Raw genomic sequence first — 16,561 nt, 5'->3', positions numbered from 1 at the left:
CTGTGCGGGAGGCTCAACTTATTGGATCAGTTGATCCATGTTAGACATCTGCATCAGAGCGAGTGATCCAAATCACTCCCCTGTCGACAGGAGATGTCATCGTGTGGTCCGCATCGTCCATCCGCTTCGGAGCCTTCCTCGCCCCGTACCATCCGCTCGACGCCGATCCCGCCCTGCAACTCAGACGCGACATCGACCTCATGACACACCTGGACCACCTCGGATTCGAAGAAGCGTGGATGGGTGAGCATCATTCGACCGGCGCCGAGATCGTGCCGGCCCCGGACATGTTCATCGCGGCCGCCGCAGAGCGAACCGAGCGCATCCAGTTCGGCACAGGCGTGACGTCCCTGCCCTATCACCACCCGCTGATCACGGCCGACCGCATCACTCAGCTCGATCTGCAGACCCGCGGACGGCTCATCTTCGGCACCGGCCCGGGCAAGATCCCCCTCGATGCACACATGATGGGCATCAACCCGTCGGACCAGCGTCGTCGCCAGGGCGAAGCGCTCGAGGCCATTCTCGCGTTGCTCCGCGGCGAGGTCGTCAACATGGAAACCGACTGGTTCACGTTGCGTGACGCACGCGCACAGCTGCCCACATACCGTGCGGACGGCATCGAGACCGTGACAGCGTCGACGATTTCCCCCAACGGTTCGGTGCTCGCCGGCAAGAACGGGCTCTCCCTGCTGTCACTCGCGGCGAGTTCACCCAGCGGATTCGACGCACTGGATCGCAACTGGGATGTGTACGAGAAGGTCTCGGCCGAGCACGGCCACCACGCCGACCGGGCGACGTGGCGTGTGGTCAATCCGATGTTCATCGCCGAGACCCGAGCCGAGGCCGAGCGCGCCGTGAGCCGACGGATCGGATCGATGGCCTCCTACGTGAATCGACAGACCGGCCAGAACCCGGCCTGGGCAGATACACCTGCCGGAATCATCGACCAGTGGCGCAACGACACGCTCGGCGAGTTCGGTCAGGCGATCATCGGTACGCCCGAAGATGCGATTGCTCAGATCGAGCGTCTGATCGAGAAGACAGGAGGGTTCGGCACGTTCCTGATCCTTCACGTGGACATGGCGAGCTGGGAGGACACCAAACGCAGCTACGAATTGTTCGCCTCCGAGGTGGTCCCGCACTTCCGGAAGCGGAATGTCGGACGTCAGGCGAGCATGCAGTTCGCCGAGGACAACCGCGAATACCTGATCGGCGGGCTGGTCGGAGCGATCACCAAAGCCCATACCGACTACTACGGCCAACCGGCCGAGACGGGAGCCTTGCGCGCATGAGGGCTGTCCGATTCCACCAGGGAGAATTCGCCGTCGCCGAGATGGCCGACGCGCCGCCGTTGGCACCCCATCAGATCCGCATCGACGTCGTCGCCTGCGGAATCTGCGGCAGCGACCTGAGTATGTCGAAGGACCCGTGCCGATTCGTCGAGGTCGCACACAACGGTGGCTACCCGCTCGCCACCTTCGATCCAGACGCACCCGTGGTGCTGGGCCACGAGTACGCGGGTATCGTCTCCGAGACCGGTTCTGCAGTAGACGATTTCATGATCGGTGATCGGGTGTCCGGCATCGGCTTGGCCACCGACACGGCTACCGGGATCCCGACGATCATCGGTTACTCGAACGAATACCACGGCGCGTTTGGCGATCACATCGTTGTCGACGCATTCTGGGTCCGCAAGGTTCCCGACCATCTGTCACTCGAGCACGCCACACTGGCCGAACCTCTACACGTCGGCGAGATGCATCTCCAGCAGTCCGGCCTCACCTCGGCCGATTCAGCGCTCGTCGTCGGTTGCGGGACGATCGGACTGGGTGCCATCGTCGCTGCGAAAGCGAGAGGGGCACAGATCGTCATCGCGTCCGAACCCTCCCCCAAACGCCGCGAGCTCGCCAAGAAGATGGGCGCGGACATCGTCGTCGACCCCTTCGAACAGGATCCGATCGAACTGTGGAATCAGATGGTCGCCGAAGGCAACCCGCTCGTGGGCCAGGCCGCGAACGGCATCCTGATCGCCTACGAATGCAGCGGCCGGGCGGGGGTCATCGGCGAACTGATGCGCACCCTGCCGTTCAACTCGCGGATTCAGGTCCTGGCTGCGCCGTTCGGCGACGAGACCATCGTTCCCGTCATCGGGCAGTTCCGAAGGATCTCGATCAACTTCGGTCATGGCCCCTACGAGAACGCGTACGACATCACTCTTGCTCGGTTGGCCGCCGGCGAGATCGACGCCGAAGCGATCATTACCGGCCGTGTCGGGCTCGACGGAGTTTCGGACGCTTTTGCGGCTCTTCGCGCACCCGACGAGCACGTGAAGATCCTCGTCCTGCCCGCCGCAGGTCGTCCGGAATAGCGGTTGGTCCTGCTCTGTTGACGTAGGGGTGCCCGAACTCGGGCACCTCTACTTCTGGCTGTGCGAGCGTCGCCTGTTGGCGTATGCGCTCCGATACCAGGACAATGGCAGGGTTGGCGTCAGCCGACAACGCGGTGCAACGCTCTGTGGCTGCTGCGTTTGTTTCACTAGGAGGCTTCCGTGACCGACGGACCGTTGATCGTCCAATCCGACAAGACGCTGCTGTTGGAGGTCGACCACGAGCGCGCCGGCGATGCCAGGCAGGCAATCGCCCCCTTCGCGGAACTCGAACGCGCCCCCGAGCACGTCCACACGTATCGCATCACTCCCCTGGCCTTGTGGAATGCCCGTGCCGCCGGACACGACGCCGAGCAGGTTGTCGACGCTCTGGTTTCGTTCTCACGATTCGCAGTTCCGCAACCGCTGCTGGTCGACATCGTCGACACGATGGCCAGGTACGGACGCTTGCAGCTGGTCAAGAGCCCGGTGCACGGCCTCATCCTGGTCAGCCTCGACCGGGCAGTCCTCACCGAGGTGATGCGACACAAGAAGATCTCACCGATGCTCGGTGAGAAGGTCGACGACGACACCGTGATTGTCCACCCGAGCGAACGCGGCCGCCTCAAGCAGATGTTGCTCAAGGTGGGCTGGCCGGCCGAGGACCTCGCCGGCTATGTGGACGGCGAAGCGCACCCGATCGATCTCGCTTTCGAAGAGGGCCACTGGGAACTGCGCGACTACCAGCAGATGGCAGCGGATTCGTTCTGGGCCGGCGGCTCGGGCGTCGTCGTGCTGCCATGTGGCGCCGGCAAGACGATGGTGGGCGCAGCAGCCATGGCAAAGGCCAAAGCCACCACACTCATCCTCGTCACAAATACCGTCGCCGGTCGTCAGTGGAAGCGTGAGCTCATCGCCCGCACGTCGTTGACCGAGGAAGAAATCGGCGAATACTCCGGCGAGCGCAAGGAGATTCGGCCGGTCACGATCGCGACCTACCAGGTGATCACGCGTCGTACGAAGGGCGAGTACAAGCACCTCGAACTTTTCGACTCCCGAGACTGGGGACTGGTGATCTACGACGAGGTCCACTTGCTGCCCGCGCCCGTCTTCCGGATGACGGCAGACCTGCAGTCGCGCCGCCGTCTCGGCCTGACCGCAACGCTGGTTCGTGAGGACGGCCGCGAAGGCGACGTCTTCTCGCTCATCGGCCCCAAGCGCTACGACGCTCCGTGGAAGGACATCGAAGCGCAGGGCTGGATCGCGCCGGCTGACTGCGTCGAGGTGCGAGTGACGATGACGGACGCCGAGCGCATGTCCTATGCCGTCGCCGAGCCGGAGGAGCGCTACAAACTGTGCTCGACCGCGCACACCAAAATTGCTGTCGTGAAGTCGATTCTGGCCAAGCACCCGGATTCACCGACCTTGGTTATCGGTGCGTATCTCGATCAGCTCGACGAACTCGGCGAAGCCCTGAACGCCCCGGTGATCAAGGGATCCACCAAGAACAAGGAACGTGAGATCCTGTTCGATCAGTTCCGCAACGGTGAGATCCAGACGCTGGTGGTGAGCAAGGTCGCGAACTTCTCGATCGACCTTCCGGAGGCGTCTGTCGCCGTGCAGGTTTCGGGAACCTTCGGATCGAGGCAGGAAGAAGCTCAGCGGCTCGGACGACTGTTGCGCCCCAAGCACGACGGCGGTCAGGCCCACTTCTATTCGGTGGTTTCCCGCGACACTCTCGATGCGGAATATGCGGCACATCGTCAGCGATTCCTCGCCGAACAGGGCTACGCCTACCGGATCACCGACGCCGATGACCTGCTCGGACCTGCAATCGGCTGAGCATTTCTGCAACACGTTGCAGAATCAAATGGACATACGTCCAGTTATCTGTAGAGTGTCCCCTGTCACAGTCGTGTCCATCGGCCGGGGGTCACCAGCACCATGCGCTCAGTTCCACGTCTACGGGGTCGGCTCGCCGGAACCATCTCGCTGCTGACTGCCGCCGTCGTCGTCGCCACGACAGGCGTCAGCGCCGCGGCACCGAGTCCTGCTCCTACCGCGCAGAACTCGGTGTACGCACTTGCGAACGGTTGCTTCGCGCTGCGCACCGAGTCTGGTGATTTCGTCCGTCGTGACGGGTCGGCGTACCTCACCGACGTAACGAAAGCCGCAGACGCCGAACCGTTCCGGCTACATGCGGCCCAGTTGGGTCGTTTCATGCTGTACGGCCCGGACGGGTCGATGCTCTCGCACGACGGCGCGGACTCGGTACTCGCCACTTCCGAAGCAACTCCCTCCACCGACTGGACCGTGATGTCCACCGGTGAATCGTTCGTTCTGACCGCGACCTCGAACGGCCGTCAACTGATCTCGCGCGATTTGATGCTCACGATGTCCGATCCCGGTGACGTTCCCGAATCTGCGTTCACGCTGATCCCGCGCGACGGCTGCGCCGACTTCCCCGAAGCGGAGGTGGGCGCAAACGGCGTTCCAGGAGAAATCGGACCGAACGGTGAAGTCACCGGATTCATCGACACACACGTGCACATGAACGCTTCCGAGTTCATGGGCGGAAACCTGCACTGCGGCCGACCTTTCGACCCTCAGGGCGTCACCGCAGCGCTCGTCGACTGCCCGGACCATCAACCCGACGGGATACCGGCGCTCCTCGAAAACGTTCTATCGTACGGCAATCCCTTCGAAACTCACGACACCACCGGCTGGCCGAGTTTCGCCGACTGGCCGGCGCACGATTCACTGACGCACGAGCAGACGTACTACAAGTGGGTCGAGCGCGCCTGGCGTGGTGGTCTGCGAATCTTCACCAATCTCTTTGTCGCCAACCGTGTGCTGTGCGAGCTGTATCCGAGTAAACGAAATCCCTGTGACGAGATGGAGACCGTCCGGATCCAGGCGCAGCAGACACGCGAACTCCAGGACTACATCGACGCCCAGTACGGCGGTCCCGGCCGGGGTTGGTTCCGCATCGTGAGCTCCCCTGAACAGGCCAGGCAGGTGGCCGCCGACGGAAAGCTGGCCGTCACCCTCGGGGTGGAGGTGTCCGAACCCTTCGGTTGCTCTGTGCGCAACGGTATTCCGCAGTGCACCGAGGACGACATCGACCGCGGCCTGGACGAGTTGTACGACCTCGGTGTTCGGCAGATGATCGTCACGCACAAGTTCGACAACGCCCTCGGCGGTGCCCGTTTCGACGGCGGCGTCACCGGAGTGGCCGTCAATATCGGCAACTACCTGGGCACCGGGGAGTTCTGGCAGTCGGAACCATGCACCGGCGTTGCCGAGGACAATGTGCTGCCCACCAAGGTCGACGGCGCACAGAATCTTCTCGCGGTACTCCCACCCGGAGTGACGCTTCCGGTGTACCCCTCTGGTCCGCAATGCAATTCGCACGGCCTGACCGACCTCGGCGCATACACGATCCGAGGTTTGATGGACCGAGGGATGATCGTGGACATCGATCACATGAGCGTCAAGACCGCCGAAGCAGCCCTCGACATTCTCGAAGCAGCGAACTATTCCGGTGTTGTTTCCAGTCACAGCTGGAGCGACCCGAGCCTCTACAAGCGGATCTACGCGCTCGGCGGATTTGTCGCCCTGTACGCCGGGCAACTGGACGCATCGGACGACAAGCCCGAGGAGCGTGGGTTCATCGACCAGTGGCGCGACGCACGGGCAATGCGAAGCGAGAACTACTACTTCGGTTTCGGCTACGGCGCAGACACCAACGGCTTCGGGCCGCAAGCCGCACCGCGCGGTGACGCCGCCGAAAATCCGCTCCAATATCCGTACACCGCCTTCGACGGCACCGTCATGGACCAGCAGCGCGCCGGCACCAGGGTTTTCGACGTGAACACCGACGGTGTTGCCCAGTACGGGATGATTCCCGACTGGATCGCGGACATGCGTATTGCTGCGGGCGCCGACGGTGACACGATCATCGAGGACATGAGCCGTGGCGCCGAGGCTTACCTGCAGATGTGGGAGCGCGCGCGAAACTAGCTACGCTGGTGGACGGCTCCCGGGAGATCGGGGGCCGGTCCTAGATCGTCCGGCACCACCCGAAGGATTTTTTCGTGGCTGACTTCCAGTTCACCGTCGACAAGGCCCACGCCAAGTCGGTCAACGACACACTGGCCGACGTACGCCGCCTGCAGATTTCTGCGGTGATCTTCGCGATCGTCCTCGCCGCGGTCGGAGCCTGGCTGATCAGCATGGGTGAGGTGTGGTCCATCATCATCGGCGCGGTCCTCGCCATCGGTGCGGCCAGTTCACTGTGGGTCGCCTTGTGGGCACCTCGCAAGGTGGGAAGCGTCGAATCTCTGTATGCGGACAACCCACTGGTTCCCGCGATCGTCACCGAGGTTCACCCTCGAGCGGCGACCCTGACGGCACTGATCGACATCGCGAAGCCGGCGGCCGGAGCACCGAAGTACGCGCTCGTCAGCCGCAATGTTCGACTCAATCCGAAGTGGCGAGTCGGCGACCGCATTCCGTCGGTAGCACTGCGTTCGGATCGTTCCACCCGCAGCAAGGCTGACACGTGGCAGATGGTCAGCCCCATGCCGATCGAGTGGGGAACCAAGGACTCGGCAGTGCTGGCACGCGCGATCGCAACTGTCAGTGCGAGCGAGTGGAACTTCCTGCAGAGCCGGATCCCCGACTCCGAAGAAGTTCGCACCCACCCCGATCGCCGGGTTCTGATCAACCCGGCCGATCTTCCTGACTCCCTGCGCTAGCCCTAACGGTTACGCAAGCGCGGGCAGCACTTCCTTCTCGAACATCTCGATTCCCGACGTGTCGTACGCGGCCTCGGGGAAGTAGAAGATTCCGTACTCGAGTCCCTGCGCCTTGAGCGCCGACAGGTTCTCGATGATCTGCTCGGGTGTACCTACGGCAGGCATTCCGCGGAACGCATCGAGCGACGCATCGGCGGCAGCTTCGCCGACCAACGGCGTCAGTCTGTCCTTCAGTGTCTCCAACCGCTGAGCCACCTCGGCTTCCGTCGCGCCGATGGCCACGTTGTAGTTGGCCGAACGGACGATGGCGTCGAAATCGGTACCGACGGTGTCGCAGTGCTTCTTCAGGATCTCGGACTTGTGCGCGAAGCCGGCCGGGGTGCCGTCGAAGTTTGTGTACTGCGCGTACTTGGCCGCGATCTTGAGTGTGACCTTCTCGCCGCCACCGGCAACCCAGATGGGAATTCCGCCCTCTTGCAACGGAAGTGGACGGCACAGCGCTCCGTCGACCTGGTAGTACTTGCCGTCGAGCGTCGAGCTGCCGGTCGACCACGCCTGCTGCATGATCTGGATTCCTTCGTCGAGGCGGCCCAGACGCTCACCGGCAGAGGGGAAACCGTAGCCGTACGCGCGCCACTCCTGCTCGTACCAACCGCCGCCGATACCCATCTCGACGCGTCCACCCGTGATCAGGTCGGTGGTCGCGGCGACCTTGGCAAGGTACGCCGGGTTTCGGTAGCTCATGGCGGTACACATCTGGCCGAGTCGGATACGCGAGGTCGACGCACCGAGTGCGGCCATCAACGTCCACGCCTCGTGAGTCGCTTCTTCCGTCGGCTGGGGAACGGTGTGGAAGTGGTCGTAGACCCACACCGACTCCCACGGCCCTGCCTCCGCGCGCAGCGTGAAGTCTCGCATCACCTCCCACTGCTTCGCGGGGTCGATGCCGACCAGGTCCAGACGCCAGCCTTGAGGTACGAACAGTCCGAATCGCATGTAGCGAGCCTACCTACAGTTTCCCGGCGCGCGACCGGGGTGACACCCGCGGAGAATAGACCGGAATGAAGCGGAACATCATCGCCGCGCCGGCGAACGAAGTCGCGCCCAGTGCGGCAAATGCCCACCCGAGCGGGAACACCGCGGCGAGAAGACCGATCGCGAGCGGCCCACCGAACATGCCCGTGTCGTGCGTCAATCGCCATGCAGCGAGGAACTCGGCGCGCTCTTCGGGTGGGGCGATATCAGCACCGAGAGTCATGATCACGCCGTTGCCCAGTCCGTTGCCGATCCCCATCACGACAGCGACCACGGTCAATCCCACTGCACCCGTCGAGAACGGCAACATCAGGTACGACACACCGATCACCGTCAGCGAAGGCACCGCGACCAGCCTGCGGCCGTATCGGTCCATGATGTGTCCGGCCGGATACGAGCACAGCAGGTCCACGGCCGCACCGATACCGAAGATCACACTCACCTGGGCTGCATCCAACCCGAGGTGCAATGCCCACAATGGAAGAACGGCCTCACGCGAAGCGCGGGCGGCGCCCATCAGAAGGGAGCCTGTCCCGAGCGTGGACAGAGCGGCACGATGACGGCGAAGGATCTCCGGGAGGGTGACGTGCCCGTGATCGCTGTTGCCCGCCTGCACCTTTCGTGGCGGGTCGGGAACGCGGGCCATCAGCGCCCCGGCGAGGACGACGCCCACCAACTGGACGAGGAATCCTCCGCGCGCTCCCACCAGGAGAATCACGCCGGCACCGATGAGCGGTCCCAGGAAGAAACCCAACCGCCACATCGCGGCGAACGACGACATTGCTCGGGCCCGAAGACCGAGTGGCACGGTCTCGGCGAGGTAGCTCTGCCGCGCAAGGCCCCACACCGCATTCGCCAGTCCGGTCAACAGTGCGCCGATACCGAGCATCCACGGAGTCTGCGCAAGCAGACAGATCACCACTCCTGTTGCACCCAAAGAACTTCCGCCGATGATCGATCTACGCTCACCGAAACGCGACACTATCCGGCCGGCAGGGAGGTCACCGAGTACGGCACCCAAGCCACCGAGCGCTACGATCAGGCCGGCGACGGCGACCGATGCGCCCAGGTCGCGCGCGGTGACGGCCATGATGGGGGCAGCCGCACCCTGACCGATCCCGAAGATGGCCGCCGGCACGAAAACCGTTGTGACCAGTGGCTTGAGTCCGGCAATCGCCGGCTGTTCCTTGGGCAGTGTTTCCGTCACGCGCTCACTTCTGCCGCGTCAGCGGCCCGCGAGAACCGGTTCGCCGGACGATCGAGGCCGTAGTGGCCCCGCAGGGTCGATTCGGTGTACTCGGTTCGGAAGAGCCCACGCGCCTGCAGAATCGGCACGACCCGGTCGACGAACACCTCGAGCCCTCCGGGCAGATAGGGCGGCATGATGTTGAAGCCGTCCGCGGCGCCCTTGTCGAACCATTCGGTCAACTCGTCCGCGACCTGCTCCGGTGTCCCGGCAAATGTCCGATGCCCACGGCCACCGCCGAGTTTGCCGATCAATTCACGGACGGTGAGGTTTTCGCTCTCTGCAAGATCTTTGACGAGCTGGTATCGACTCTTGTTCCCTTGGATGCGATCGATGTCCGGCAACGGTGGCAGCGGGGCATCCAGAGAATGCTCGGTGAGATCGACACCCACCATGTTCGAGAGCTGGCGCAGCGAATACTCCGGAGAGATCAGGTCCGTGAATGACTGCTCCAGAGCCTTCGCTTCTTCTTCCGTATCCGCGATGAAGGGCACGATGCCCGGCAGCACCTTGATCTCGTCGGGACTACGCCCGTACTTGATCAGCCGCGCTTTGAGATCGTTGTAGAAATCCTGCCCCTGCTCGAGTGTTCGTTGAGCGGTGAACACGGCTTCGGCATACCTCGCCGCGAAATCCTTACCGCTCTCGGAGGAACCGGCCTGTACAAGCAGCGGACGTCCCTGTGGAGACCTCGGCGAATTGAGCGGGCCAGCCACCGTGAATCGTTGACCGTCATGGTCGATGCGATGGACACGATCAGGATCGGCGAAGATTCCGGTCTCTTCGTCCAGGACAACTGCCCCCTCTTCCCAGCTGTCCCAGAGTCCGAGCGTCACGTCGAGAAACTCCTCGGCGCGCTCGTAACGACCGCTGTGCGTCGGTACCGCATCGAGGCCGAAGTTCGCGGCCTCGTCGGCGCCGGCCGACGTCACGATGTTCCACCCGCCTCGTCCGCCACTGATGTGATCGAGGGAAGCGAACTTCCTTGCAAGAGTGTACGGATCGCTGTAACTGGTCGACGCGGTTGCAATCAACCCCACCTTCTCGGTGGCCGCAGCGATCGCCGACAGCAAGGTGACGGGTTCGAAGATCGCCTGAGTGTTGTATTTGACCCGCGGGCCGACTGCTAGACCGTCGGCGAAGAACACCGAGTCCAACCTTCCACGCTCGGCGATTCTCCCCAGTTCCTGGAAGTGCTTGACGTCCAGAAGGTTGGCCGCATTTGTGCGTGGGTGGCGCCACGCCGCCTCATGATGGCCGACGCCCATCAGGAAGGCGTTCAGATGAAATTGTCGTTCGGACATGAGTTCGCAGAATCTTTCCGTGAAAGTGTGGTCAGGTGGTGACGCGCCAGCGCGAGAGCCGACGTTCGATCAGGACCAGAATCGCGTTGATTGTCAGACCCAACAACGAGATCGCGACGATGCCCGCATACATGTTCGGGATCTGGAAGTTGAGTTGGGAAGCGGTGATCAGATACCCGAGACCGGCTTTGGCCCCGACCATTTCGGCGGCGATCAGCACGAGAATCGACGACGCGGCGGCCATGCGGATACCCGTGAAGATCGTGGGAACCGCGGCGGGCAGAACCACCTTCTGGAACAGCCGAATCGAGGAGAACCCCAGCGAGGCAGCGGACTTGATCAGCAGGGGGTCCACTGTCCGCACACCGGAGATCGTGTTGAGCAGAATCGGGAAGGTGCAGGCGTAGATCACCAGGGCGATCTTCGATTCCTCACCGATTCCGAGAATCAGCACGAAGACGGGAAGCAGAGCCAAGGCTGCTGTGTTGCGGAACAATTCGAGAATCGGGTTGAGGAAGTCGGAGACCGGGCGGTACCAGGCGATCGCGATTCCCAACGGAATCGCGATCGCAATGGCCACGAAGAATCCGGTCAGGGCACGCGTCAGACTGGCCGAAACATGCTCTTGCAATTGTCCGTTCTCGGCGAGAGTGAAGAATGCGGACACAACTTCGGTGAAAGGCGGGAGGAAGACCTTGTCCACCAGCCCGAGCCGAGGTGCCGCTTCCCAGATCCCGAGGAAGATCGCGATCGCAATCGACGGCTTGGCAATCCGCCAGGCGGTGGAACCAATGTAGCGCGCCGCCTTGCCGCCGGCCTGGCTCCGCTGCGCAATGTCAGGTGTTTTGTCGGGCAACGGTTTCGGGGTGGCGACCACCTCCGGCGTCGCCAATGCGCTAGACATGTGCAACCTCCTTGGCAGGATCGAGTTCGCCGGCCCGAGCGCGCTCGACTTCACCGTGCAGCAGCGTCCAGATCCGGTGCCGGAACACACGGAACTCCTCACCTGATCGCACGTCGTCGCCGGACCGGTCGATGTTGATGTCGACGATCGTCTTGACGCGCCCCGGCCTCGAAGTCAGTACTGCAACACGTTGCCCGAGGTAGATGGCCTCGTCGATTCCGTGGGTGATGAACAGGATGGTCTTGCCGGTGGCCTTCCAGATGCGCAGAAGCTCGTCCTGCAGCGACTCTCGCGTCTGTGCGTCCAGCGCTGCAAATGGTTCGTCCATCAGCAACACTTCGGGATCGAATGCCAAGCTGCGGGCGATCGCGACTCGCTGCTTCATTCCACCGGACAACTCGTGCGGATAGCGATCCGCGAAACCTTGCAGACCGACCAGTTCGAGGTAATGCTCGGCGAGCTCGCGCCGCTCGCTCTTCTTCACGCCCTTCGCTTCGAGTCCGAACTCGATATTGTGACGTGCAGTTCGCCATGGAAGTAGCGCGTATTGCTGGAAGACGATTCCCCGATCCAAGCCTGGGCCCGTGATCTGCTTGCCGTCCAGAAGGATTCGACCAGAAGTGGGCGAACTGAGTCCTCCGAGGAGGTCCAGCAGAGTCGACTTGCCGCAACCACTCGGCCCGACGAGGACCAGGAACTCCCCCGGCGCCACGTCGATGTTGATGTCCTCGACCGCGGTGAAAACTTCGTCGGTCCCACGAATGTCGAACTGTTTGGTGACGTGCTCGAGCCGTAGTTTCGGTTCTGTGCTCATTTTGCTGCCTCCAGTGCCTGTCCGTCAGCGCCGCTGTCGGGTGAATACGTTCCGTTGGCGTACGGGTTGAATTCGTTGGTGTAGATGTCCGACGGCTTCAACTTTCCTTCTTCGAGTTCACCGTTACGGGTGAGCCAGTCGATCCACGTGCTGATCTCGGTATCGGTGATCGTTCCGCCGGGACCGGCGACTCCTGGGCTCTTCCAGTAGCTGATGAGCTTGGTGTCCTCGTTGCGTCCGCGGCTGTTGATGATCGACGTCAGCTTCGCGATCACTTCTTCTCGTGGGTGCGTCTGGGTCCAGCGAATGGCCCGTGCTGTTCCCTGTACGAAATCGGCGACCGCCTCCTTGTTCTGCGCGATGTAGTCGTCACGGAACACCAACGTGCCGTAGGTGAACGAGCCGAACAGCGATTCGTCGGTGAACAGCTCGCGAAGACCACCGCGTTCGAGCGCTGAGTCACGGAAGACCGAGCCGAGGGTGGCGACATCGATCTGTCCCTGCCGCAGCGCCTGTTCCGTGTTGACCGGCGGAACGACGATCAATTCAACCTGCTTGATCTCGTCAGGCGTAAGTCCCTGCCGCGCAAGCCATTCACGGACGACGAACTCGTGGTGCGCACCGAGGGTGTTCATCCCGACCTTCTTGCCGATCAAGTCCTTCGCCGACTTGATCGGACTGTCGTCGAGTACGTAGTACCCGTTGAAGCTCTCCTTGTCGGAGCCGTAGTACCCGATGACCGAGGTGATCGGTGAACCGGCGGAAGCCAACTTCACCACCGCACCGTTGAACGCTCCACCGAACTCGGTTTGACCGGTCGCTGCGTTCTGAATGCTCTGAGGGCCGCTGGTCGTATCGCCGATCCAGTTGAGCTCCACGTCGTTGAAGTAGCCGAGGTCAGCGGCCAGTTCGGGGTAGATGACCTGTCCGGTGCTGCCCTCGTACCGCAGGACGGTCTTGCCGTCGGCGGTCTTGACGACTTCGTCGGAGGAGCCCGAGCAGGCAACGGCAAGGCTGGACAGAGTGACAAAGGCGACGGCCGCGGCTACCGAGCGCGCGAAACGAGGGCGAATCATGAAGTTGCTTCCTGTAGAAGATGATTGGTTCAGTTCTCGGCTACACCTGTCCGGAGCGCCGTGTGCGGCGCTCGGCACAGGCAGGTGTGGGGAATGTCAGTTCAACGACAACAGTTGAGCGACATGAGCGGGAAAGACCGAAACACGTGAGACTCCAATGAATGTGAAGACAGAATCGAGCCGTTAGCAGTGCCGAAACCATACGTCGGCACCCACTACCTGGGTCAACGGTTACATTCATGCCGGATTTAATGTGTGAGGTCCGTATCATGAGGGCATGCTTTCGCCGACGACTGCGCAGGACTTCGAGCAACACCGTGGCCACCTGACGTCGGTGGCCTACCGTCTCACCGGAAGTTTCAGCGACGCTCAGGATGCGGTGCAGGAGGCATGGATACGCTTGCAAGTCGCACAATCGAGACAAGGAAGCGACCTCGAGATCCGGGAGCTGCGCGGATGGCTCACCACTGTTGTCGGTCGGATCTGCCTCGATCATCTCAAATCGGCCGCAGTCAGAAGAGAAAGCTATGTCGGACAGTGGCTTCCGGAGCCGATCGTCACGCCCGTCGACGCCACCGCGGGCACACCCTCAGCGACACCCGATCCGCTGGAGTACGTCGTGACGCAGGAACAGAATCGTTTTGCGGCCCTCGTCGTCCTGGACACCCTTACTCCCGCTCAGCGCGTTGCCTTCGTCCTGCATGACGGCTTCGACGTGCCCTTCGCCGAGGTTGCGCGCATCCTCGACATCGAAGTAGCCACTGCCCGTCAGTTGGCCTCGCGGGCCCGTAAAGCCGCAGCGTCGGCGCCGGTCCCGGTCAGTAGCGAGGAGCATGCTGCCGCCGTCGAGCGATTGGTGACGGCTATCGCGAGTGGAGATCTGAACGCCGTGATCGATGCACTCGATCCCGATGCCGTCCTGATCGGTGACGCAGGCGGAACGACCCGCACGGCTGTCAACATTGTGCGCGGCAGCGATCGTGTGGCACGGTTCTACCTGGGATTGGCCCGCAAGTACGGACCGGCAGCGGTGTTCTCGATGTCACCGGTTCTCGTCAACGGACGGCTCGGCGGTGTATTCGCCGGCTCACCAGGGGATGACCAGTACCCGAAGTTCGCCGCTCGCGTTGCCGGCTTCACTGTCCGCGACGGAGTTGTGTGCGCAGCCTACGACATTGCGAATCCAGCCAAGTTCAGCGCTGTGCCGATGCTCGATCACACCGAACCCGAACGCAAGTAGCGAGACTCCCATTCCTCGAGGTGTGATCTGGACACCTGCGTTCCGAACCACAGTCGGTGCAGTACATCCGATCCCAGATGATGCAATTCGGTGTGCGTCCTCCACTGCTGCGACGCCCACTCGGGTTCGTTGTGGGCGGCGTCGATCCCGGCCATCGCGCTACCTCGCAGTTCGAAGTCCAGGTCCCGTCGAAGCTCCGAAAGCTCCGACCAATTCGCCTGTGGTGCATAGTGCCTCGCGCGAATTTCGGTCAGTAGCTTGAACAGGACGCTACTCGCCCGTTCGTCGACCCAGATCAGAGTGCGTCGATGCGCACCGCGCCCCACCGTCCACAGGACCACCAACGCCACGACGACGCCGATTGCCGTCTCGAGCATGCGGCTGAGGATCAGATGTTGGACGGTGCCGTGCGCACCACCGGCCGCGCCGAGGAGAATCGCGAGGGCGGTGATGAAGATGACGGCTATCCCGTAATTCCGCACCAGGAACAGCTCGATCCCGGCCATCAGGACGGCAAGTACCGCCACCAACCACAGACCGGTCGGACTCCAGGCGTAGATGGCACCCAACAGAATCAACCCGAGGACGGTTCCGCCGATGCGGTGAATTCCGCGATAGGTGCCCAGTATTCGATCCGGTCCTTGATGAAGGACCATCGCCGCGGCGATCACCGCCCAGTCCGGGCGATCGATGCCGAGCAGGACGGTGAGGGTTCCCGCGGCCATGCAGGCAATGGACAGCCGAAGTGCCGTGACCGACGCTCGGCTGGACGGATTGCAGGCGCGGAGGAACCGATATCGGATCGTCGGATCGGGCAGAGGCGGGTGAGCCCCGACCTCGTCGACGTCGAACGCGGGGTCCGCCATGAGCTCCGGATCGTGGTCGTCGGAGATCGCTCTGGCCATCGAGATCTGCGCTCGTTCGAGTTCACGGGTCAACGGGTGGTCTTTCCCGACGATTGCGCCGCGGTAAAGGCACTGCCACGCGTCGTGCAGCCGAAGTGCTGCAGCGTGGCGTTTGTCTCGCGTGAGTTCGGGTGGGGCGTACGCCGCCTGAGCGTCCGTGTACTCCGCAACGGCCGATACGGCTGCCTGTACAGCGCTGCGTTCGACAGCTCTCGGTGCCCACACGATTCCCGTCATCGAGACGACCACCGCGCTGATCCCACCGATTGCCGTCCACATCGCGACCTCGACCGGCGGCTGGCCGGGAGTGGCGATCACGGAGCTGATCTCGGTGGTGAGCAACAGAAAGAACGCGCCCGGAGGACCCAATCGAAGCGCGTCGACGGTGAAGGCGCAGGTCGACACCACGACGGCCATGATCAGCACGACAAAGACGAGCAGCACCGTCGGCGCTCCCTCGGCGATGGCTCGGTGGACGGGCTCACCCACTGATGCCCCGATGAAGGACAGGATCGTCAGCGCCGTCGCGGCGATACCGACTGCCTTCCACCTGCTCCGGTACGGACGACCCTCACCGTAGATCGATGCAAATGCACCGAGGCCGACCAGGAGCGAAGCAGACCCGAATCCGAGCAGTGTGGCGATGGCCGCCGGAATCGCCAGGGCGAGGGCGACGCGAACCGCTCCGGGGTACCTGTTTCCCACCGGCGGCAATCCGAACAGGACGCTGCGCGCCGGCCGCGGAGCCGGGAGGTTGGACTCGTGACCCGCTGATGTTTCTTCGGGGTCCACTGCCCATCCTTCGCGCCGGCCTGTTCGTGTCTGTGTCCTCCCATTCTTGCGGGCGGCCGACGTGGAATTCGAGGCGGGTCCGGAGGTCGATTCGACCACCCCGTTATTGACACTCTG

General features: G+C 62.9%; 13 protein-coding genes. 6 read left to right on the top strand and 7 right to left on the bottom strand.

Annotated features, from left to right (window positions below; translation table 11 throughout):
- Positions 1 to 101 precede the first annotated feature (101 nt).
- The 5 genes from RE4_RS05520 to RE4_RS05500 all read left to right on the top strand — a co-directional run bounded on the left by RE4_RS05520 (position 102) and on the right by RE4_RS05500 (position 7,128).
- Complete coding sequence (locus RE4_RS05520; protein ID WP_037120507.1) at positions 102 to 1,295, top strand: LLM class flavin-dependent oxidoreductase; 1,194 nt, start codon at positions 102 to 104, stop codon at positions 1,293 to 1,295.
- Positions 1,292 to 2,371, top strand: a complete 1,080-nt coding sequence (locus RE4_RS05515; RefSeq protein ID WP_060938150.1) for an alcohol dehydrogenase catalytic domain-containing protein — start codon at positions 1,292 to 1,294, stop codon at positions 2,369 to 2,371. The genes RE4_RS05520 and RE4_RS05515 overlap by 4 nt, the downstream gene beginning before the upstream one ends.
- Before the next feature lie 180 nt (positions 2,372 to 2,551).
- Positions 2,552 to 4,210 (top strand): DNA repair helicase XPB, encoded by a 1,659-nt coding sequence (locus RE4_RS05510; RefSeq protein WP_019744947.1) that lies wholly within the window; start codon positions 2,552 to 2,554, stop codon positions 4,208 to 4,210.
- A 102-nt stretch (positions 4,211 to 4,312) separates the two neighbouring features.
- Positions 4,313 to 6,391 carry an amidohydrolase family protein gene (locus RE4_RS05505; RefSeq protein WP_060938149.1) on the top strand — a complete coding sequence of 693 codons (2,079 nt, stop codon included), beginning with the start codon at positions 4,313 to 4,315 and terminating at the stop codon, positions 6,389 to 6,391.
- 74 nt (positions 6,392 to 6,465) lie between these two features.
- A complete protein-coding gene (locus tag RE4_RS05500) occupies positions 6,466 to 7,128 on the top strand; it encodes a DUF3239 domain-containing protein (protein ID WP_060938148.1) in 663 nt (220 codons plus the stop codon).
- A gap of 9 nt (positions 7,129 to 7,137) precedes the next feature.
- Here RE4_RS05500 and RE4_RS05495 read toward each other — a convergent pair whose 3' ends face one another.
- Genes RE4_RS05495 through RE4_RS05470 form a run of 6 tightly spaced genes read right to left on the bottom strand, consistent with a single transcriptional unit; the run spans position 7,138 to position 13,507 of the window.
- Complete coding sequence (locus RE4_RS05495) at positions 7,138 to 8,124, bottom strand: LLM class F420-dependent oxidoreductase (RefSeq protein WP_020970501.1); 987 nt, start codon at positions 8,122 to 8,124, stop codon at positions 7,138 to 7,140.
- Between the two features lie 13 nt (positions 8,125 to 8,137).
- Entirely contained in the window at positions 8,138 to 9,370 is a 1,233-nt protein-coding gene (locus RE4_RS05490; protein WP_020908811.1) for an MFS transporter, read from the bottom strand.
- Positions 9,367 to 10,713 carry an LLM class flavin-dependent oxidoreductase gene (locus RE4_RS05485; RefSeq protein WP_047889904.1) on the bottom strand — a complete coding sequence of 449 codons (1,347 nt, stop codon included), beginning with the start codon at positions 10,711 to 10,713 and terminating at the stop codon, positions 9,367 to 9,369. The genes RE4_RS05490 and RE4_RS05485 overlap by 4 nt, the downstream gene beginning before the upstream one ends.
- 31 nt (positions 10,714 to 10,744) lie before the next feature.
- Positions 10,745 to 11,617 carry an ABC transporter permease gene (locus tag RE4_RS05480; RefSeq protein ID WP_019744953.1) on the bottom strand — a complete coding sequence of 291 codons (873 nt, stop codon included), beginning with the start codon at positions 11,615 to 11,617 and terminating at the stop codon, positions 10,745 to 10,747.
- On the bottom strand, positions 11,610 to 12,431 hold the full coding sequence (locus RE4_RS05475) for an ABC transporter ATP-binding protein (protein ID WP_019744954.1): 822 nt from the start codon (positions 12,429 to 12,431) through the stop codon (positions 11,610 to 11,612). Before RE4_RS05475 ends, RE4_RS05480 begins: the two co-directional genes overlap by 8 nt.
- Complete coding sequence (locus RE4_RS05470) at positions 12,428 to 13,507, bottom strand: ABC transporter substrate-binding protein (protein WP_019744955.1); 1,080 nt, start codon at positions 13,505 to 13,507, stop codon at positions 12,428 to 12,430. Before RE4_RS05470 ends, RE4_RS05475 begins: the two co-directional genes overlap by 4 nt.
- Before the next feature lie 277 nt (positions 13,508 to 13,784).
- Here RE4_RS05470 and RE4_RS05465 point away from each other — a divergent pair, with 277 nt between their 5' ends.
- Positions 13,785 to 14,747 carry a sigma-70 family RNA polymerase sigma factor gene (locus tag RE4_RS05465; protein WP_060938147.1) on the top strand — a complete coding sequence of 321 codons (963 nt, stop codon included), beginning with the start codon at positions 13,785 to 13,787 and terminating at the stop codon, positions 14,745 to 14,747.
- Here RE4_RS05465 and RE4_RS05460 read toward each other — a convergent pair.
- The gene (locus RE4_RS05460; protein ID WP_047889903.1) at positions 14,723 to 16,444 is read right to left on the bottom strand and encodes an FUSC family protein; all 1,722 of its coding nucleotides are present in this window, start codon (positions 16,442 to 16,444) and stop codon (positions 14,723 to 14,725) included. The two genes, RE4_RS05465 and RE4_RS05460, sit on opposite strands and share 25 nt — an antisense overlap.
- Between the last annotated feature and the right edge of the window lie 117 nt (positions 16,445 to 16,561).

The sequence above is a fragment of the Rhodococcus erythropolis NBRC 15567 genome (assembly GCF_001552595.1).
Classification (GTDB): Bacteria; Actinomycetota; Actinomycetes; order Mycobacteriales; family Mycobacteriaceae; genus Rhodococcus_F; species Rhodococcus_F erythropolis.
The sequence above is the reverse complement of the archived record's forward strand: the minus strand, read 5'-3'. Positions and strand labels throughout refer to the sequence as shown.

Bases quoted from the DNA above. Each gene is read 5' to 3' on its own strand.
- RE4_RS05515 (WP_060938150.1), top strand. From the start codon at position 1,292: ATGAGGGCTGTCCGATTCCACCAGGGAGAATTCGCCGTCGCCGAGATG.
- RE4_RS05505 (WP_060938149.1), top strand. From the start codon at position 4,313: ATGCGCTCAGTTCCACGTCTACGGGGTCGGCTCGCCGGAACCATCTCG.
- RE4_RS05495 (WP_020970501.1), bottom strand. From the start codon at position 8,124: ATGCGATTCGGACTGTTCGTACCTCAAGGCTGGCGTCTGGACCTGGTC.
- RE4_RS05485 (WP_047889904.1), bottom strand. From the start codon at position 10,713: ATGTCCGAACGACAATTTCATCTGAACGCCTTCCTGATGGGCGTCGGC.
- RE4_RS05480 (WP_019744953.1), bottom strand. From the start codon at position 11,617: ATGTCTAGCGCATTGGCGACGCCGGAGGTGGTCGCCACCCCGAAACCG.
- RE4_RS05475 (WP_019744954.1), bottom strand. From the start codon at position 12,431: ATGAGCACAGAACCGAAACTACGGCTCGAGCACGTCACCAAACAGTTC.
- RE4_RS05470 (WP_019744955.1), bottom strand. From the start codon at position 13,507: ATGATTCGCCCTCGTTTCGCGCGCTCGGTAGCCGCGGCCGTCGCCTTT.
- RE4_RS05465 (WP_060938147.1), top strand. From the start codon at position 13,785: ATGCTTTCGCCGACGACTGCGCAGGACTTCGAGCAACACCGTGGCCAC.